Source organism: Hydrogenophaga sp. (assembly GCF_036675665.1).
Taxonomy (GTDB): Bacteria; Pseudomonadota; Gammaproteobacteria; order Burkholderiales; family Burkholderiaceae_C; genus Hydrogenophaga.
In genome coordinates this window covers 278,788-296,451 of sequence record NZ_JAKFEO010000010.1, presented here as the reverse complement: position 1 = coordinate 296,451, position 17,664 = coordinate 278,788, and the positions used below count along the sequence as shown (strand labels likewise).

General features: G+C 66.0%; 19 protein-coding genes. 11 read left to right on the top strand and 8 right to left on the bottom strand.

Translation table 11 applies throughout. The features are described from left to right. Nucleotides 1–7: 7 nt before the first annotated feature. The 3 genes from gmd to xrtB are packed head-to-tail and all read right to left on the bottom strand — an operon-like array spanning nucleotide 8 to nucleotide 2,743. Nucleotides 8–1,126, bottom strand: coding sequence for a GDP-mannose 4,6-dehydratase (gene gmd, locus V6M63_RS07485; protein ID WP_332740959.1), 1,119 nt, complete (start codon nucleotides 1,124–1,126; stop codon nucleotides 8–10). Beyond that, nucleotides 1,123–1,833 carry an exosortase-associated protein EpsI, B-type gene (gene epsI / locus V6M63_RS07480; RefSeq protein ID WP_332740958.1) on the bottom strand — a complete coding sequence of 237 codons (711 nt, stop codon included), beginning with the start codon at nucleotides 1,831–1,833 and terminating at the stop codon, nucleotides 1,123–1,125. The genes gmd and epsI overlap by 4 nt, the downstream gene beginning before the upstream one ends. 4 nt (nucleotides 1,834–1,837) lie before the next feature. After that, entirely contained in the window at nucleotides 1,838–2,743 is a 906-nt protein-coding gene (gene xrtB / locus V6M63_RS07475; protein ID WP_332740957.1) for an exosortase B, read from the bottom strand. Here xrtB and V6M63_RS07470 point away from each other — a divergent pair. Then, on the top strand, nucleotides 2,742–3,152 hold the full coding sequence (locus V6M63_RS07470; RefSeq protein WP_332740956.1) for a VanZ family protein: 411 nt from the start codon (nucleotides 2,742–2,744) through the stop codon (nucleotides 3,150–3,152). The genes xrtB and V6M63_RS07470 overlap by 2 nt on opposite strands. Before the next feature lie 3 nt (nucleotides 3,153–3,155). Here V6M63_RS07470 and epsG read toward each other — a convergent pair whose 3' ends face one another. From epsG to pstS, 5 genes are read right to left on the bottom strand one after another with little or no spacing between them, the layout of a single operon-like run. Beyond that, complete coding sequence (epsG, locus tag V6M63_RS07465) at nucleotides 3,156–4,013, bottom strand: chain length determinant protein tyrosine kinase EpsG (RefSeq protein ID WP_332740955.1); 858 nt, start codon at nucleotides 4,011–4,013, stop codon at nucleotides 3,156–3,158. Then, entirely contained in the window at nucleotides 4,010–5,377 is a 1,368-nt protein-coding gene (gene epsF, locus V6M63_RS07460; protein WP_332740954.1) for a chain length determinant protein EpsF, read from the bottom strand. The genes epsG and epsF overlap by 4 nt, the downstream gene beginning before the upstream one ends. 25 nt (nucleotides 5,378–5,402) lie before the next feature. Further along, nucleotides 5,403–6,236, bottom strand: a complete 834-nt coding sequence (gene epsE, locus V6M63_RS07455) for a polysaccharide export protein EpsE (protein ID WP_332740953.1) — start codon at nucleotides 6,234–6,236, stop codon at nucleotides 5,403–5,405. Further along, nucleotides 6,236–7,243: an EpsD family peptidyl-prolyl cis-trans isomerase gene (locus V6M63_RS07450; RefSeq protein WP_332740952.1), complete on the bottom strand. Its 1,008-nt coding sequence runs from the start codon at nucleotides 7,241–7,243 to the stop codon at nucleotides 6,236–6,238. The genes epsE and V6M63_RS07450 overlap by 1 nt, the downstream gene beginning before the upstream one ends. 43 nt (nucleotides 7,244–7,286) lie before the next feature. Beyond that, on the bottom strand, nucleotides 7,287–8,324 hold the full coding sequence (gene pstS / locus V6M63_RS07445; protein WP_332740951.1) for a phosphate ABC transporter substrate-binding protein PstS: 1,038 nt from the start codon (nucleotides 8,322–8,324) through the stop codon (nucleotides 7,287–7,289). 151 nt (nucleotides 8,325–8,475) lie between these two features. Here pstS and phoB point away from each other — a divergent pair, with 151 nt between their 5' ends. The 10 genes from phoB (at nucleotide 8,476) to V6M63_RS07395 (ending at nucleotide 17,659) form a co-directional block, all read left to right on the top strand. After that, on the top strand, nucleotides 8,476–9,162 hold the full coding sequence (gene phoB, locus V6M63_RS07440) for a phosphate regulon transcriptional regulator PhoB (RefSeq protein ID WP_332740950.1): 687 nt from the start codon (nucleotides 8,476–8,478) through the stop codon (nucleotides 9,160–9,162). A gap of 190 nt (nucleotides 9,163–9,352) precedes the next feature. Continuing rightward, nucleotides 9,353–9,784, top strand: coding sequence for a type II secretion system major pseudopilin GspG (gene gspG / locus V6M63_RS07435; protein ID WP_056277205.1), 432 nt, complete (start codon nucleotides 9,353–9,355; stop codon nucleotides 9,782–9,784). Between the two features lie 2 nt (nucleotides 9,785–9,786). Next, nucleotides 9,787–10,974 (top strand): type II secretion system F family protein, encoded by a 1,188-nt coding sequence (locus V6M63_RS07430; RefSeq protein ID WP_332740949.1) that lies wholly within the window; start codon nucleotides 9,787–9,789, stop codon nucleotides 10,972–10,974. After that, nucleotides 10,971–12,653, top strand: a complete 1,683-nt coding sequence (locus tag V6M63_RS07425; RefSeq protein ID WP_332740948.1) for a GspE/PulE family protein — start codon at nucleotides 10,971–10,973, stop codon at nucleotides 12,651–12,653. Before V6M63_RS07430 ends, V6M63_RS07425 begins: the two co-directional genes overlap by 4 nt. Beyond that, a complete protein-coding gene (locus tag V6M63_RS07420) occupies nucleotides 12,640–13,482 on the top strand; it encodes a hypothetical protein (RefSeq protein WP_332740947.1) in 843 nt (280 codons plus the stop codon). The genes V6M63_RS07425 and V6M63_RS07420 overlap by 14 nt, the downstream gene beginning before the upstream one ends. A gap of 2 nt (nucleotides 13,483–13,484) precedes the next feature. Continuing rightward, complete coding sequence (locus V6M63_RS07415) at nucleotides 13,485–14,006, top strand: PilN domain-containing protein (protein ID WP_332740946.1); 522 nt, start codon at nucleotides 13,485–13,487, stop codon at nucleotides 14,004–14,006. Continuing rightward, nucleotides 14,003–14,542, top strand: a complete 540-nt coding sequence (locus V6M63_RS07410; protein WP_332740945.1) for a GspMb/PilO family protein — start codon at nucleotides 14,003–14,005, stop codon at nucleotides 14,540–14,542. The genes V6M63_RS07415 and V6M63_RS07410 overlap by 4 nt, the downstream gene beginning before the upstream one ends. Further along, entirely contained in the window at nucleotides 14,542–15,057 is a 516-nt protein-coding gene (locus tag V6M63_RS07405) for a hypothetical protein (protein ID WP_332740944.1), read from the top strand. Before V6M63_RS07410 ends, V6M63_RS07405 begins: the two co-directional genes overlap by 1 nt. Next, entirely contained in the window at nucleotides 15,054–17,186 is a 2,133-nt protein-coding gene (locus V6M63_RS07400; protein ID WP_332740943.1) for a secretin N-terminal domain-containing protein, read from the top strand. The genes V6M63_RS07405 and V6M63_RS07400 overlap by 4 nt, the downstream gene beginning before the upstream one ends. Continuing rightward, nucleotides 17,183–17,659 (top strand): type II secretion system protein, encoded by a 477-nt coding sequence (locus V6M63_RS07395; protein WP_332740942.1) that lies wholly within the window; start codon nucleotides 17,183–17,185, stop codon nucleotides 17,657–17,659. The genes V6M63_RS07400 and V6M63_RS07395 overlap by 4 nt, the downstream gene beginning before the upstream one ends. The last annotated feature ends 5 nt before the right edge of the window (nucleotides 17,660–17,664 follow it).

Sequence of the window (17,664 nt, the reverse complement as noted above, 5' to 3'; positions counted from 1 at the left end):
GCGAGGCTCACTCGTGAAACTCGAAAGCCGGAAAGCCGGCCAGCTTGACCATGGCGTCGCGCCGGGCCATGCGGTAGTCGGACTGCACCATCTCCTGCACCAGCTGGGGCAGGGTGATTTTGGGCGTCCAGCCGAGCTGGGTGCGTGCCTTGCTCGCATCGCCCAGCAGGGTTTCCACTTCGGTGGGGCGGTAGTAGCGTGGGTCCACCCGCACCACCACGTCGCCCACCTGCACGCGCAAATCTTTGCGGTGCACGGCCGCCACCACACCGGCTTCGTCGCTGCCTTCGCCCAGCCAGTCCAGTGTGAAGCCGAGCTCCAGCGCTGCCAGCTCCACAAACTGGCGCACGCTGTACTGCACGCCGGTGGCGATCACATAGTCTTCCGGCTTGTCCTGTTGCAGCATGAGCCACTGCATTTCCACGTAGTCCCTGGCGTGGCCCCAGTCGCGCAGCGCGCTCATGTTGCCCAGGTACAGGCATTTCTGCAGGCCCAGCGCAATGCGCGAGATGGCGCGAGTGATCTTGCGGGTGACGAAGGTTTCGCCGCGCTGCGGGCTTTCGTGGTTGAACAGAATGCCGTTGCAGGCGTACATGCCGTAGGCCTCACGGTAGTTCACCGTGATCCAGTAGGCGTAGAGCTTGGCCACTGCGTAGGGGCTGCGCGGGTAGAAGGGTGTGGTTTCCTTCTGCGGGATTTCCTGCACCAGGCCATACAGCTCGCTGGTGGAGGCCTGGTAGAAGCGACAGGTCTTCTGCATGCCGAGCAGCCGGATGGCCTCCAGCAGTCGCAGTGTGCCGGTGGCGTCCACGTCGGCGGTGTACTCGGGGCTCTCGAAGCTCACCGCCACATGGCTCATGGCCCCCAGGTTGTAGAGCTCGTCCGGCTTCACCTGGCCAATGATGCGGATCAGATTGCTGCTGTCGGTGAGGTCGCCGTAGTGCAGCACCAGTCGCCGGTCGCTCTCGTGCGGGTCCTGGTAGAGGTGGTCGATGCGGTCGGTGTTGAACGACGAGGAGCGGCGCTTGATGCCGTGCACCTCGTAGCCCTTGTCAAGCAGCAGCTCGGCCAGGTACGAACCGTCCTGACCGGTGATGCCGGTGATGAGTGCGACTTTCTTTTTCATGGTGCGGTGGTGGCGCGAACGCCGCTGGTGGGGCTGACGCCGGCAAAACGGCTGCGGTTCTCAGGGGCGATGGCGGCCACCATGGCGGCGGCGAATTCGGCTTGTATGCGATGGGCGCGCGGGCTGTCGCGGTCGATCGAGGACACGCGAACCAGCATGCCGTCGGGCACGCGGCCGCTCAGTCCGTAGCGCATCTCGACGAGCTTCTTGTCGATGCCGGTCGTGGTGATGTGATCTCCCACCACCGTCCAGTAGGTCACGGGCTCGAAGCGTTGGCCCAAGTGGGTTTCCAGGCGGGTGCTGGAGATGGACTGATCGAGCAGGTTGAGCGGCACGCGTTCGACTTTCTCCAGCTTGAAGCCCTGCGCCGGGTAGCAGACCTCGGGCTTGTGCAGCTGCAGGTTGTCGCTCTGGTTCTTGCCATAGGCAATGGACAGCATGACGCGGTAGCCGTCGGTGTGCACGTAGTTGCGCGTGAGGGTCTGCGTGTAGATCTCTTCGATGGTCGCTTGCTGCTCCGGGTCCACGATCTGCACCGCCACATTGAACTGTTCCTTCCAGTCGCCAAACTCGCTGGGCACCATGGCGGCCAGGTCGATGGTCGGCCGCTCATCGGCCAGGCTGGCGGTCGGGCGCATGGCAGCGGCCAGCGCGGCAGAAGCCATCATCAGGGACAACAGCAGCAGGTTCTTGAGCGGGAAGACCATGGCGTCAGGCCTTTGGGGTTTGGGTGCGCGCCCGCATGCGCAGGCCGTCGAAGAACTGGAGCGCGGTGTCGGTGCTGATGATCAACAGCAAGGCGCTGAGAAACAGCACCATGCCGGCAAAACCGTGCAGGAAGCCCTGACCAGCCTCGTTGCCGAAGTGGTAGGTGATCAGGCTGAGTGCCATCACCCGGATCACGTTGGCGGTGAAGGAGATCGGCACGATCAGCACGGCCAGCGTGACGTTGCGAAACAGCGAGTCGCGCCGCACGAGGTTGAGGTAGAGCAGGCCCAGGGCTTCGAGTGTCAGCAGGGTATGGAGACCCGCGCACGCGTCGGCCACCAGCAGCATGTATTGGCCGATCTGCAGCACCACCCCGTTGCGGCCAATGGGGTAGCCCGCGTGGTACAGCACGTTTTCGGCCACATACGACACGGCCATCTTCATGGGCATGGTCACCAGATCGACCACCTGCGCCGGCAGGGGCACCATGAAGAGCATGAAGAACAGCGCGAACCATTGCGCCTTGAGCGCTCTGCCGCCGCGCAGCAGCAGCAGCAGACCGGCGAGCAGCCAGATCACCGATCCAACTTCGAATATGCCGATGCCTTGTGAACGGCCCAGCGCGTAGAGGAACAGCGCGATCGCCACCAGCGGCCAGCCCCAGGCGCTGGTTTGTTCACCCTGGGAAGCCTGTTCCATCCGGGCCCAGTTGCGCTGCAGCAGCCACAGCGAGATGGCCAGCACGATGGGGCCGTGGAACTGTTCGTCCTCGGCCCAGATCCCGGTGAACAAGTCATGGAGACTGGGTAGATAGAGCAGGGCGAGGCCCACCATAATCGGCGAATACGGCACCAGGCGCGTCACCATCGATGCGCTGGTCGCTTCAGAAACAGGGGTGGTGGCAGTCATGGTTTTTTCACTTGTGCGGCTTCAGCGTGCAGCGCGCTGGATGGCCTTTTTGCTGGCGACGGCCATTCCGCTGGCACTGCTCGTGGGCGGCGCACAACCATTTGCCGTGGGCCTGGTGCCCGCACCCTGGGACAAGCTGGCCCACATGTCGGTGTATGCCGTGCTGGCCTGCGCCATCGGGTTTGCAAGTCGGCGCCAGGGAGCATCGGCCATGCTGATTGGCTTCGTCGGCGCCCTGCTGGTGGGCGGGCTGGATGAGTTCAGTCAGATGCACCTGCCCGGGCGCACCGCCGAGTTCGACGACCTGGTGGCCGATGCGGTGGGCGCTGGCCTGGGCACGATCGTGCTCGCGGTCCGCATTCAGGTGAGGGCGTGGGTGGCTGCGCATGAAGAGGTCGAGCGGTCTTGATGCTCAGTGCTGGTTGAGGATGGAGCCCACCACCGCAACGCCGGTGTCCTGCAGCCGCCTGGCGAGGTCGTTCACGCGGCGCATCGGTGTGCGGTTCTTGCGTGCCACCACCAGCGCCGCACCGGTGCGCGCTGCGATGATTTCCGCATCGGCAAAGCGATCACATGCCGGCGTGTCGATCAGCACCACGTCGAAGTTCTGACTCACCTGCTGCAACAGATCACCGAAACTGGCCATGCCCACCAGCTCCTGCGGGTTGGGTGGGGACGATCCAGCAGGCAGCACACGCAGACCGGGCAAGCCGGGCACGGCCTCGATCACCTCCAGGCGCGCGCGCCCAGCCAGGATGCCGGCCAGTCCGGCGCTGTGCCCGGTGTGGAACAACTGGGACTGGCGGGGCTGGCGCAGGTTGGCGTCGATCAGCAGCGTGCGCTGGCCCTGCTGTGAAAACACCACCGCCAGATTGGCCGCGATGAAGCTGCGGCCGTCCTGCGCCTGCGGGCTCACCACGCTGAGCATGCGGCGGCGGCGATCGTCGTTGAGCCAGCGCAACATGATCTGCCCGCGCAGTGCGCGCATTTCCTCAGACACGCTGGAGAAGGGTTTGAAGGCCGTGACCAGTTCGCGGCTCAGGTGGGTGTCGTTGTCGTGCAGGTAGCCGTAGTTGAACTGGGTGGAGAGCGCGGCATCCAGATCGCTGCGCTGCAGGAGCTTGAGGGCGATGGCGGCTTCGCCGAAGGGCTCATCGTGGCTGTGCTGGCGTTCGATGATGGTGTTGATGTGCTCGGGTTGCAGCACGCCGCGCGCCACCAACAGATCGCCAATCGTTCCGTGCGGCTTCAGGCGTTCGGGTGCGTTCATGCCGCCGCTCCAGCGGCGGGCTTCATCATGCCGCGCGCGGGCCCGATGCTGCCGAGCAGGATCACGTCCCGAAGCTCGTGCAGGTCGTCGGCCGAGCGCACACGGCGGTTGGCAAACTCCAGCGAGAGGGCCAGCATCACGCCCAGCAGCCCGCCAAGGAACATGGCGATCGCGATGTTGAGCTTCACCCGGGGGCCGGACGGAAAGGCCGGTGCGATCGCGGGGTTGAGCACCGCGATGTTGGTCTGACTGGTCTGGCTCTCCAGGCTGCTCTGCGAGGCGCGCAGGCTGACGGAGTCGAACACCCGCTGGGCCGACTCGATGTCACCGCGCAGCACACGGATCTCGTCTCGTTGCTGATTGAGCAGCAACACGCGTGACTTCTGTGCGGACAGCGCGGCCTGCAACTGCGACTCCCGTTGGCGGTTCACTTCGTAGGTGGTGTTGATCGAGTTGGTGATCTGCTGCGTTTCCGATGCCAGCTGTGCTTTCAGCTCGGCCAGTTCGGACTCCGCACGCATGGTTTGCGGATGGTTCTTGCCCAGGTTCACACTGCCTTCGATCAGTTTGGCCTCGAGCCTTGCAATGTCGGACTTCAGGCCGTTGATGAGCGGGCTCTGCATGACCTCGGCAACGGTGTCGCCGTCGGTGCGCGAGCGCTTGCTGCGGCTGTCGGTGGTGGCGGCCTGGATGGCCGTGAGCTGGCTGCTGGTCTCGTTGAGCTTGGCTGTTTCGTGGTCCAGCCGCTCGTCAGTCGAGGTGATGCCGTTGGCCTGCTGGAAGTCGGACAACGCCTTCTGTGCCGATTCCAGGCGCGCGCGCGCCGCCTTGGTCTGCTCGTCGAAAAAGCCGGTGTACTGGCGTGCCGGGTCCACGCGCAGTTCGAGGTTCACGTCGATGTAGGCCTGCGCGAACGCATTGGCCACGGCGGCAGCGAAATCGGGGTCGGCGCCCACGTACTCGATGTTGATGACGTTGCTCTCGCGCGAGGGCTTCACATCGAGGTTGCCCTTGAGCAGGGCAGCGAGCCAGTCGACCAGCTGTCCGCGGCCGTTGGTGGCTTCGCGCCATTGCGACTGCACGGAGAGGTTCGTGTCCATGCGCAGGTTGCTCACCACGCGCTTGGCCACACGGTCGCTCTTGATGATGTCGACCTGGGTGGCCATGTAGCCGGTGGCGGCCATGCCGGCCATGGTGCCCGTGACGGGGTCGGGCTTGATGTCCAGCACCACCGACGTTGTTGCGGTGTATTGCTTGCCGGACATCAGCGTGACGGTGGCCGTGGTGGCCACCACGAGCATGAAGGCGATGAACACCACGAGCCAGCGGGCGCGCAGGATGATGAAGAGTTGTTGAGGTGTCATGGGATGTGGCTGTTGCAGCGGCGCTTCAGAACAGGCTTTCCCGCACGTAGATCACATCGTTGGGCATGACCGGGTCGTTCATCCGCGGTGTGAGCAGTGCCACGCTGCCATCGTCCTGCTGGCGATGGAGCTGCAAGCGGTCGCGGGAGCCGCGCGCGGTCGGGCCACCGGCCAGGGCCAGCGCCTGCATCACCGTCATGGCGCGTTCGATGCGGAAAGAGCCCGGGCGTTGTGCCTCGCCGTACACATAGAACACCGGTGCCCGGTGCACATAGATCACGTCGCCCCCTTGCAGCACGATGTCGTCTTCGCTTCGCTCGCGCAGGAACAGCGATGGCACGTCGACCAGTTTGCGAAATGGCTGGCCGGCGCGTTGGCCCGTCACGATGACCACATCGTCCCCCCCGGGCGTGGCGCCACCCGCATTGGCAAGCATGTCGCTCAGGCGGGTGCTCGCAGTTTCCAGAGGAAATCGACCCGGTCTGCCCACCTGGCCGAGCACCGACACCTGACTGCCGCGGATCTGCGTCAGCAGCAGGGTGACCTGCGGGTTCTGCAGGAAGCCGCCGCTCTTCAGGGCGTCTGCAATTTTTTTCTCCGCGGCACCCACCGCCAGCCCACCCAGGCGAATGGTGCCGATGAGCGGGAACGAGATCGTGCCGCTTTCGGAGATGCGGGTCTCCAGGGTGAGGTCGGGGTTCTGGAACACCTGGACTCGCACGGCATCTCCCGCAGCCAGCGGGTAATCCACCGGGGCCGCCTGGGCGTGAGCATCGATGCTGGCGAGCAGCAGTGCGACCAGCAGCAGACACGAGCGCTGCACGGCCAGCATGAAAAACGACGTCACGGCAGAAGTCATCACTTCAGGCCCTGAATGCCACGTTCAATGGCGCCTTGTTCCGCGCTCGCCGCAGGTTTGGCGCCGCTCTCCAGCGGAGTGGTGAGCGGCAGGGTTTCGGCAGGGGCGGCCGGTTTGTCCGCCGACTCCGCGCTCCTGGCGGCAGCCTGGTCGAAGTCGCCCAGGTAGGCGATGGTGGTGGACGCGCGCAGGCGCTTGATTTCACCGGTGACGATCTCTGCCGTGCGCCGGTTGTTCAGGAACTGGGCAATGCCGGGCGTGGCCACGGTCTCGCTCACGGGCACCTGCTGCGACGAGGCCACCCGCAAGAACGTGACGCTGTCGCCGGCCTGCACCGCGGCGCTTTGTCCATCCTTGAGCGCATGCACGCGGGGCAGCAACTCCAGTGGAATCTGTTCGGCCGTGCGGGTGGCGCTGCCACCACCGAACTGCACGTTGCGCGTGCGCAGGAAGCCGGCCACCTCCTCGATCGGGCGGCCTTGCTCGGCCAGCTTCTTCAGGTCGTCCACGATGCCGATGGCTTTGGGCACGCGGATCTCCTGCAGGTTGAACACCCGGCGTTCGGCGAACAGCGCGGGATTGTCCTGGTAGTACTTCTTGATCTCCTCCGGGGTCGGCTTGGGCACGTTGCCGGTGAGCTGCTGCAGGTAGGCGCGCGCGAGCACATCGCGCCGTGCCGCTTCGAGCTGGGCCACCACGTCGGGGGAGCGGTGCAACTTGGCTTCGGTCGCCTGGTCCACCGCGAGTTGCTGGTCGATCAATCGCTCCAGCACCTGCTGGCTGGCGGCCTGCACCGCGTCCTTGGAGGCGTTGCCCACGGGGGTGCGGCTGAGCACCTGGTTGATCTGGTGCACCGAGATTTCGCTGGAGCCGACCTTGGCGGCCACCTGGGTGGCCTTGGTGCCGTCTTCTTCGCTGCCGCAGGCGCTCAGGCCCACGGTCAAAGAGAAGGCCAGTGCGGTGGTTTGCAGCAGGCTGGTGATGGGGTTGCGTTTGAGGTGGTTCATGCTTGGGTTCGAAGAAGAAGGCTGACGCGCAGAAGGCGCCGGATCACTTGTAGGCAACAGACTTTCCAGAGGCATCGCGCACCCGGGACCACAGCGCTTCGATCGAATCCACCACCGGTTTCGGCAGGGCCGCGTAGCCCAGTTCGGTGGTCATGGATTCGCCTGTGGTGAGACCCCAGTGGAAGAAGCGCAGCGCCTGCGATGCGTTGGCCACGTTGTCGGCCCTGGCGTACATCAGCACGAAGGTGGCGCCGGTGATGGGCCACGCTTCGGGTGCGGGTTGCTGGGTCAGCATGTGGGAATGGGAAGTGGTCCAGTCCACGCCGGTGCTGGCAGCGCGAAACGCCTCGGTGCCCGGTGCGACGAATGCGCCCGATGCGTTTTGCAACAGCGCGAAGTTGAGCTTGGCCTGCTTCACGTAGGCGTATTCCACATAGCCGATGGCGTTGGGCGTGCGCGAGACGATGGCGGCCACACCGATGTTGCCGCGGCCACCGCTGCCGGTGGGCCAGCCCACCTGGGTGCCTTCGCCAATGCGTGATTTCCAGTCGGCGTTCACCTTGCTCAGGTAGTTGGTGAAGATGAACGAGGTACCCGACCCATCTGAGCGAAACACCGGGGTGATGGCTGTGTCGGGCAGTGGGAGTTGCGGGTTGAGCGCCACGATGGCCGGGTCGCTCCAGCGGCTGATCTTGCCCAGATAGATGTCACCGAGCACCGCGCCCGTCAAGCGCAACTGACCCGCTGCGACGCCGCGCAGGTTCACCACCGGCACCACACCACCGATGAGGGTGGGGAACTGGATCTGCCCCTTGCGGGTGAGTTCGTCGTCCTTCAGCGGTGCGTCGGTGGCGCCGAAATCCACTGTTCGACCATCGATTTGTCGAATGCCGCCACTCGACCCGATCGCCTGGTAGTTGACCTTGGCGCCCGCCGCTGTTTTGAAGGCATCGGCCCACTTGGCGTAGGCTGGTGCGGGGAAGGTGGCACCCGCGCCGGTGATGTCTTGCGCCGACGCCGCGAAGGTGCAAAGCGTTGTGCCGGCTGCGATCAGAAGACCTCTGAAGTGGTGGAGCTTCATGTGACACAAACGCCTGTTGACTGAAGAGACCGCGAGTCTAGGTAGCCAGTACGTCAGATCTGTGACCGACCATGATCCGTTTGGACAAACGCTGCAATCAAACCGTCATTCCAGGCACCTAGGATCGCGCCACTTCATCGACGGACGCAACATGGCTGCTCAAATTCTGGTTGTCGAAGACGAGCCGCACATACAGGAGCTCATCTCCATCAATCTCACCCGCGCGGGACACTCGGTCCGCTGCGCACCTGACGCCGAAGTCGCGCGCGACATGATGCAGCGCTCCTTGCCCGACCTGCTGTTGCTGGACTGGATGCTGCCCGGCATGACCGGCGTGGAGTTCACCCGCATGCTTCGCTCCGAAGCGCGCACGCGCGACATCCCCATCATCATCCTGTCGGCCCGCATCGAGGAGCGCGACAAGATCTCGGGGCTGGAAGTGGGCGCCGACGACTACATCACCAAACCGTTCTCACCGCGAGAGCTGATCGCCCGCATTGCGGTGATCCTGCGCCGCCGCGTGCCACAGGTCACGGCCGAGGTGGTGCGCGTGGCTGGGCTGGTGCTGGACCCGGCGGCCAAGACCGTGATCGCCAAAGGCCAGCCCTTGTCACTGGGCAGCACCGAATTCCGCCTGCTGCACTTTCTCGTCACCCACACCGACCGCGTGTACAGCCGCAGTCAGTTGCTGGACCACGTGTGGGGCCCCGAATTCGTGGGAGACGACCGCACGGTGGACGTGCACATCAGTCGCCTGCGCAATGCCTTGTTGCCCTCGGGTCTGGATCACGTCATTCGCACGGTGCGCGGCAGCGGCTACAGCCTGTCTGGCGCCTGAACCCACCGGTCGCGGTGTGTTGGGCTTGTAACGAGTCAGACCCATCCGCGTAGTCCGTTCGGACCAATCGCGCTCTTGCTCATCGAAATTCAAGCGCCCAACGTCTACGTGTAACCCGGGTTACATATGACCTTTTTAAGCTGACTTCACGCAAGTGCGCTTGCAACGTTCACTCGATCCGGAGCACCCCATGTCTCGACAAACCGCGCCTCGCAATCGGAGGCAGTGTGGATTCACCCTGCTCGAACTCCTGGTTGTCATGGTCATCATTGGGCTGCTGGCGGGATTCGTCGGTCCGCGCTTCTTCGCGCAGATCGGCAAGTCCGAAGTCAAGACCGCACGCGCGCAGATCGATGCGCTGGGCAAGGCGCTGGACCAGTACCGCCTGGATGTCGGGCGATACCCCTCCAGCGACGAAGGGCTGGCCGCCTTGAACGAGCGACCCGCCAACGACAGCAAGTGGTCAGGGCCCTATTTGAAGAAGGGCGTTCCGCTGGACCCCTGGGGTCTGGCCTACATCTACCGCTCGCCGGGCGAGCAGGGCGAATACGACCTGCTGTCCTACGGCAAGGACCGCCAGCCCGGCGGCACGGGCGAAGCCGAAGACCTGGTGAGCTGGTAGCCATGCGCTACCGCGTGAAGTTCCTGCAGGCGGACATGTCGATGGCGGTCAGCGTCGTGGACGCCGACACCGTGGACGATGTGCGTCGACAAGTGCAGGCGCTGGGCAACGCCGTGGTGTCCATCTCGCGCGAAAGTGGGTTGGGTGGTGTGGGCTCACCAGCCCGGGCGGATTTCCCGTTGTTGCTGTTCAGCCAGGAACTGTTGTCGCTGCTGAGCTCGGGCGTGAGCATCGTGGAGGCGGTGGAAACGCTGGCCGAGAAGGAATCGAGAGCGCCGGTGCGCACGGTGTTGCAAAAGCTGCTGCTGAGCCTGCGCGAAGGCCACACGTTTTCCAGCGCGCTGCAGGCCATGCCCCAGACCTTTCCCCCCTTGTTTGTGGCCACGGTGCGTGCCAGCGAGCGCACCAGCGACCTGAGCGAGGCACTGGGCCGCTATATCGCCTATGGCAACCAGCTGGAGACCCTGCGCAACAAGCTGGTGAGTGCGGCCATCTACCCCGTCATGCTGATCGGCGTGAGCAGCCTGGTCATCCTGTTTCTCATGGGCTATGTGGTGCCACGCTTCTCGCACATCTATGAAGACATGGGCGACGAACTGCCCTTCATGTCGCGCCTCATGTTGCAGTGGGGGCAGGCGGTCGAGCAGTACTGGCCGGTGCTCCTGGGTTTGATGGTGGCGGTGGTGGTGGGCTTGTTCATGGGGGGCGGTCGATGGCTCGGGCAACGTTTGATGGGGCAGCTCTGGCGCATCCCGGCCATTGGTGAACACATGCGGGTGTTCCAGCTGGCCCGGCTGTACCGCACGCTGGGCATGTTGCTGCGCGGTGGCATCGCCATCGTGCCCGCACTCGACATGGTCAGTGGACTGCTGTCGCCCGCATTGCAACCGCGTCTGGTCGCAGCCACCAGTCGCATCCGCGAAGGCCAGCCCATGTCGCACGCGTTCGAGAGCCAGGGGCTGAGCACGGCGGTGTCGTTGCGCATGCTGCGGGTGGGCGAGCGCACCGGCAACATGGGCGACATGATGGAGCGCGCAGCTGCGTTCCACGACGAAGAACTCTCGCGCTGGGCCGAATGGGCCACGCGTTTGCTGGGCCCCGCGCTCATGCTGATCATGGGTCTGGTGATCGGCGCCATCGTGGTGCTGATGTACCTGCCCATCTTCCAACTGGCGGAGAGCGTGCAATGAACGCGCGCCACGAACTCCCCCACCTGGCCCATCCGTACACCGCCGCCGAGCTGCAGAGAGCGCGCGCGTCGGCGGACAGCCAGGGCATGGGCTTGATCGACTGGCTGGATGCCCAATCGGGGTCGCCGGGCGAGTGGGTGAGCCGGCTGGCCGCCACCGCGCAGATGGCCGCACTGCACATGGACGAACTGCACGCCCTGGTGCCGGCCTTCGACCTGCTGCCCTACGGCGAAGCCCTGCAGCGCGAATGCCTGCTGATGCGCAGCGCTGAAGGCGGCGACTTGTTGCTGGTTGTGGGCGACCCGTTCAACGCCGACCTCATGGCCTGGGCCGAAGAGCGCGTGCGACAGCCCAAACAAGTGCACCTGGCCAGGCGCGCCGACATCGCGGCCTACCTGGCCCGCCACGAGGACAGCCTGCGCGCCATGGACAGCCTGGCACCCATGCAGCAGGCCACGGCCTCCAGCCAGGGCCTGGAAGACATCTCGCTGCGCAGTATCAGCGAAGATGCGAGCCCCGTGGTGCGGCTGGTCAACTCCACCCTGTACGACGCGCTCAAGTCCGGCGCCAGCGACATCCACCTGGAAACCGGCACGGGCGGCATTTACATCAAGTACCGCATCGACGGTGTGCTCGCCAGCGTGGGCGGCATCCACGGCAGCGAGAACGCCGAGCAGGTGATCTCGCGCATCAAGGTGATGGCCGAGCTCGACATCGCCGAGCGGCGTGTGCCGCAGGACGGGCGTTTCAAAGTGGCCGCGCTCGGGCGCGACATCGACATCCGCGTGTCCATCATGCCCAGCATCCACGGTGAAGATGCGGTGCTGCGTGTGCTCGACAAGGAGCGCCTCTCGGACCAGGTCACGGGCCTGCGGCTGGAAGCGCTGGGCTTCGATGCGCAAACCATGGGCGCGCTGCGGGCGCTGTGCCAGGAACCCTACGGCATGTTGCTCGCCACCGGCCCCACCGGCAGCGGCAAGACCACCACCCTGTACGCCGCCATCAACGAAATCAACCACGGGCACGACAAGATCGTGACCATCGAGGACCCGGTGGAATACCAGCTCAACGGTGTGTTGCAGATCCCGGTGAACGAGAAGAAGGGGCTGACGTTTGCGCGCGGGCTGCGGTCCATCTTGCGACACGACCCCGACAAGATCATGGTGGGTGAAATCCGCGACGGCGAGACCGCGCAGATCGCTGTGCAGGCCGCGCTCACCGGCCACCTGGTGCTCACCACCGTGCACGCCAACAACGTGTTCGATGTGCTGGGCCGCTTCACCCACATGGGCGTGGATCCCTACAGCCTGGTGGCCGCGCTCAATGGCATCGTGGCGCAGCGCCTGGTGCGCGTGAACTGCCCCGACTGTTCGGTGCACGACACGCCTCCGGCCGAACTGCTGGCCGAGAGCCGGCTGGGTGATGTGAGCGGCTTTCAGTTCCGCGCGGGTCGCGGTTGTGCGAGCTGCCGTGGCACCGGTTTCAAGGGCCGCAAGGCGGTGGCCGAGGTGCTGCTGCTGGACGATGAACTGCGCGAAATGATCGTCACCAAGGAGCCGGTGCGCCGGGTGAAGGAGGCGGCACACCGCAAGGGCACACGCGTGCTGCGCGATGTGGGCATGGACCTGGTGCGCATGGGAGAAACCACCTTGCAGGAGCTCAACCGTGTTGTTCGCTGAACGCCCTGTGCTGCAGGTGGCCTTGCTTGAAAACCGGCTGGTGATCGGCCGTGCGGGCCGCCGGCGTGGTGAAGCCGATGGCAAGACAGAGGTGGTGGCTGTTGCCCCGTCCGGCATGCACGCGCCGGCCTGGCACCCCGCGATGGCGGCCTTGTCCACCTGGTTGCGAGAACACGATCTGAAGCGCGCCCGACTGCACGTGTTCCTGAGCAGTCAATTGGTGCGTTGGCAGTTGCTGGAATGGCAGCCCCAACTGGTGCGTCCCCAGGAGCTGGAAGCCTACGCCCGGCTTCGGTTTCGCGCCACCTTCGGCACCGTGGCCGACAGTTGGCGTGTCGTGCACACCGAGCCCTTGCCCGGGCGGGCGCTGCCTGCGTGTGCGATCGATGAGACGCTGCTGGCCGAGCTCGACAGCCTGCAGAGCATTGGCGAGACGAGCGTGGCCAGCGTGGTGCCGTACTTCTCGGCTGCGTTCGACCACTGGCGCAGCAGCGTGGGCCAGAAGATGGCCTGGTTTGGTGTGGCCGAGCCGGGCAGCCTGACGCTGGGCCTGTTGCACCGCGGTGTGTGGCACGGGCTGCGATCAGCGCGCCACAACGACCCGTCGGCGGCCGGCTGGCGCAGCGTGTTGCCGGCCCTGCAGGCCCAGATTCAGCTGGCCAGTGGATTCGATCTCTCCAGGGAGCCGCCCACGGTTTACCTCGTGGGCTGTGGCGCCGAAGCCGAGCGCGAGCGCGAGCGCGATCCGCGTCTGGTCTGGCTGGCGGGTGAGCGTGACGACCGGTCCCCTGCACAGTCCGGCATTGAACGCATGGCCTGGGGAGCCTGACGATGCCACCACTTCGCATCGACTTTCTGCGCCGTCGCCCGCGTGCTTCCCTGCTGGGCTGGGCACTGATGTTCGCGGGCCTGGTGGGCCTGTTGCTGTCCGCGCTGGACTACGCCCAGGCGCGCGAAGAATTCCAGTCCACGCTGGACCACGCCGAGCGGCAGTCCCGCAGCGCCAAGGCCAAGCCCCGCACCGCGGCGCCCACGCTGGCACCCGCCGTGGTGGTGGCCAACGCCCGCGTGGGCAAGGCCATTGCACACCCCTGGGGCAAACTGCTCAAGGAGCTCGAACGCCTGGCCGAACCCGGCATTGCGCTGCTCGGGTTCGAGGCACAGGGCACCACACGCCAGCTGCGCATCACCGGCGAGGCCCGGACCATGGCCGAGGTGATCGCCTATGTCGAGACCCTGCGCCTGTCGCCGGTGTCCAGCTCGGTGGTGCTCGGCTCGCACGAGGTGATCTTGCAAGACGGCGTGTCGGTGATCCGCTTTTCGGTCGACATCGCCTGGGGAGGCGCGTCTTGAGAGTTCCGCTCACCACCCGGATGGCCTTCCTGTTGCACCGCCACGGCTGGCCGGCGGCGGTGGGTCTGGTGTTCATGGCCTTGGTGTGGCCCATCGCCCACTTTGGCACCGACAGCACCCGCGCCGAGACACGCGCCCTGCAGCAGGCGCAGATGGCCGAGCGTGAGCGCCGGGACCGCCAGCCCGATCCTCAGCTTGACCAGGCCACCCAATTGGCCACGTTCGAAGCGGGGCTGCCGCGGACCGCTGGCGCATTGCAGGCGGTACGGCACATCCACCGCAGCGCCAGCGAACACGGTGTGGTGCTGTCCACCGGTGAATACCGCCTGGTCGATGAGCCCGGTGGTCGCCTGCAGCGCTACCAGATCACGCTGCCTGCCGACGGCACCTACCCCGATCTGCGGGCCTGGATGGCCGATGTGCTCAACGAGCTGCCGACCATGGCGCTGGATGAACTCAGCTTCAAGCGCAATACCGTGGGCGAATCCAGGGTCCAGGCGCGGGTGCGCTGGTCGTTCTACCTCAAGGCACCGTGATGGCCAATCGCCGATCGCTCTGGCTGGGTTCGAGCCTGGTGCTCACGCTGGCGGCCACTTGGTACGCCGCTGGTGTGGACGATGCTGGCGAGGAACTGCTGGCCGCGCCGCAGCGCACCGCATCAACGGCCCGACCTCGGGTGACCGGCGTGTCTGCGGTGGCGAGCACAAACCCCAGCGCCCCGCGCGAGCTCGAGGCCCAGCGCATGACGCGAGAGGGTGGTGATCTGTTCGCCACCCTGAGTTGGCAACCCCCACCACCACCGCCCGCTGCGGTGGCCCCTGCGCCGCCACCACGCGCCCCTGAATTGCCCTACCGCTACCTCGGCCGCATGGAAGAGGACGGCCGCGTGATCGCATTTCTCGCCGAGGGCGCGCAGCAGTTGCCGCGCGTGGTGCGCCAGGGCGACCTGCTGCCCAACTACCGGGTGGACGAAATCACCCCGCTGGGCATGCGCCTGACCTACCTGCCTTTGAACGAACCACAGCGCCTGCTGTTTGGAAGCACCCCTTGAACCCCTTGCTCATTTCAAGTCGCATGGCGGCCATGCTGATCCTGTGTGTGTGCGCGGGCTGTGCCACCCACCCCGCCATCCGGGAAAGCCAGGCGCTGATGGAAGCCGGCCAGTTGGACGAAAGCGTGCAGCGCCTTGAGTTGGGCGTGCGCGAATCGGGTAACAACACCGAGCTGCGCGCCCTGTATTTCCGCCAGCGCGACCGGGTGTCGGCCCAGCTCGTGGCACTCGCAGAGACAGAGCGCCTGCAAGGCCGGTTGGACGAAGCGCAGGCACTCTACGAACGCGCCACCCGCCTGGACGCGAACAACCCGCGTGTGCGCGACGGCATGATCGCGCTGGAGAACGAGCGCCGCGTGGCCACCCGCATGACCCAGGCCCGCACCCTGCTCGCCAAGGGCGACAGCGCAGGCGCGGAGCGTGTGCTGCGCGAGGTTCTGTCCGTGGCGCCAACCCAGGCCGAAGCGCGTCGCCTGCTGGCCCGGCTGCGGGCCGACGCACCGCGCCCCGATGCGCCCCCCACGGCTCTGACCGCGGCCCTGTCCAAGCCCATCACGCTGGACTTCCGGGACGTGCCGATCAAATCGGTGTTCGACGTGATCGCCCGCACCTCGGGCGTGAACTTCGTGTTCGACAAGGACGTGCGCTCCGACACCCGCGTGACCATCTTCGTGCGCGATGCGAGCGTGGAAGAAGTCATCGGCCTGGTGCTCACCACCAACCAGCTCGAACGCAAGCTGCTCAACCAGAACACCTTGATGATCTATCCCGACACGCCGGTGAAGGCGCGGGACTACAAGGACCTGGTCACCCGCACGTTCTACCTCGCCAACACCGACGTGAAGCAGGCGCAGACCATGATCCGCACGCTGGTGAAGACCAAGGACATCTTTGTCGACGAAAAGCTCAACCTCGTGATCATCAAGGACACGGCCGACGCGGTGCGCCTGGCCGAGAAGCTCATCGAATCGCTCGACATGGCCGAGCCCGAGGTGATGCTGGACGTGGAGGTGCTGGAAGTCACTCGCAGCCGTTTGCAGGAGCTCGGTATCCGCTTCCCCGACCAGATTGGTTATGGCCGCCTGCAGCCCGACCTCAACACCACCATCGTCAACAACGGCGTGACGCAAAGCAACACCACGCTGGGCGGCACGCTGGCCCAGGGCTTTGTGGACCTGCGCAACCGCAATGGCCTGACCTCGTTCGTGTCCAACCCGGCGCTCACGCTGAACCTGCGCAGCGAGGCCGGCGACGGCAACACCCTGGCCAACCCTCGCATCCGCGTGAAGAACCGCGAGAAGGCCAAGATCCACATCGGCGACAAGCTGCCGGTGTTCACCACCACCTCCACCGCCAACGTGGGCGTGTCGGCTTCGGTGTCCTACCTGGACGTGGGCCTCAAGCTCGACGTGGAGCCCAATGTCTACCTGGACGACGAGGTCGGCATCAAGGTGCAGATGGAGGTGAGCTCGGTGACCCGCGAAGTCACCGGGCCGGCGGGCTCGCTGGCCTACCAGATCGGCACACGCAGCGCGGCCACCGTGCTGCGCCTGCGGGACGGCGAAACGCAGGTGCTGGCCGGGCTCATCAGCGACGAAGAGCGCAGCAGCGCCAACCGCCTGCCCGGCCTGGGCGACATCCCCACGCTGGGGCGGCTGTTCTCCAGCACGCGCGACAACAACAGCAAGACCGAGATCGTGCTGCTGATCACGCCGCGCATCGTGCGCAACGTGGCCCGGCCCGACGCCAACGCCGTCAACGAGCCCGCAGGTTCGGAGTCCGACGTGGGCGCGCCACCGCTGGTGCTCAAGCGAGCCGCGCCGCGCACGCTCTCTCTGTCCGGTGGCGGCGCCGGTGCCCGCCCCGCACCGCGCTCCGCCGGTGCGCCGCCAGCCGCCCGCGCGCCTGTCAACACCGAGCCGCCCGAAGAAGCCAGCACCGAAACAGGCGACTCCAGTTCCGCGGCCGGGCAGGGAGGTGCCACGCCATCGCCGGGCGCGGCCGCTCCTGCCCCACCGCCGCCCGCCGTGCCGGCGGCCCCGGCGGCGGCCACCGAAGCCCCGTCGTCGATGACGCTCACACCGGTGGCGCCACTCGCACCCGCACGTCCCGCAGGGCAGGCCCCATGAAACACCGGGCCCGCGGCTTCACGCTCATTGAACTGGTGGTCACCGTGGCCATCGTGGCCGTGCTGGCCTCGGTGGCGGTGCCTCTGGTGGAGCTGAATGTGCAGCGGGCCCGGGAGCACGAACTGCGCACCGCGCTGCGCCAGATCCGCGGCGCACTCGACGCGCACAAGCGCGCCACCGACGAAGGCCGGGTGCTGGCGCGCACAGGTGGCAGCGGCTACCCGCGCAACCTGGACGAACTGGTGGACGGGGTGGCCGACGCGAAAAGTGCCACCACCGCGCGCATCTACTTTTTGCGCCGCCTGCCGCGCGACCCGTTCAACACCGACCGCAGCCTGAGCGCCGCCGAAACCTGGGGGCTGCGCGCCTACAGCAGCCCGCCCGATGCGCCCGCCGAAGGCGAAGACGTGTACGACGTGTATTCGCGCTCCCGGCGCACCGGCCTCAACGGCCAGCCCTATCGCGAATGGTGAACAGC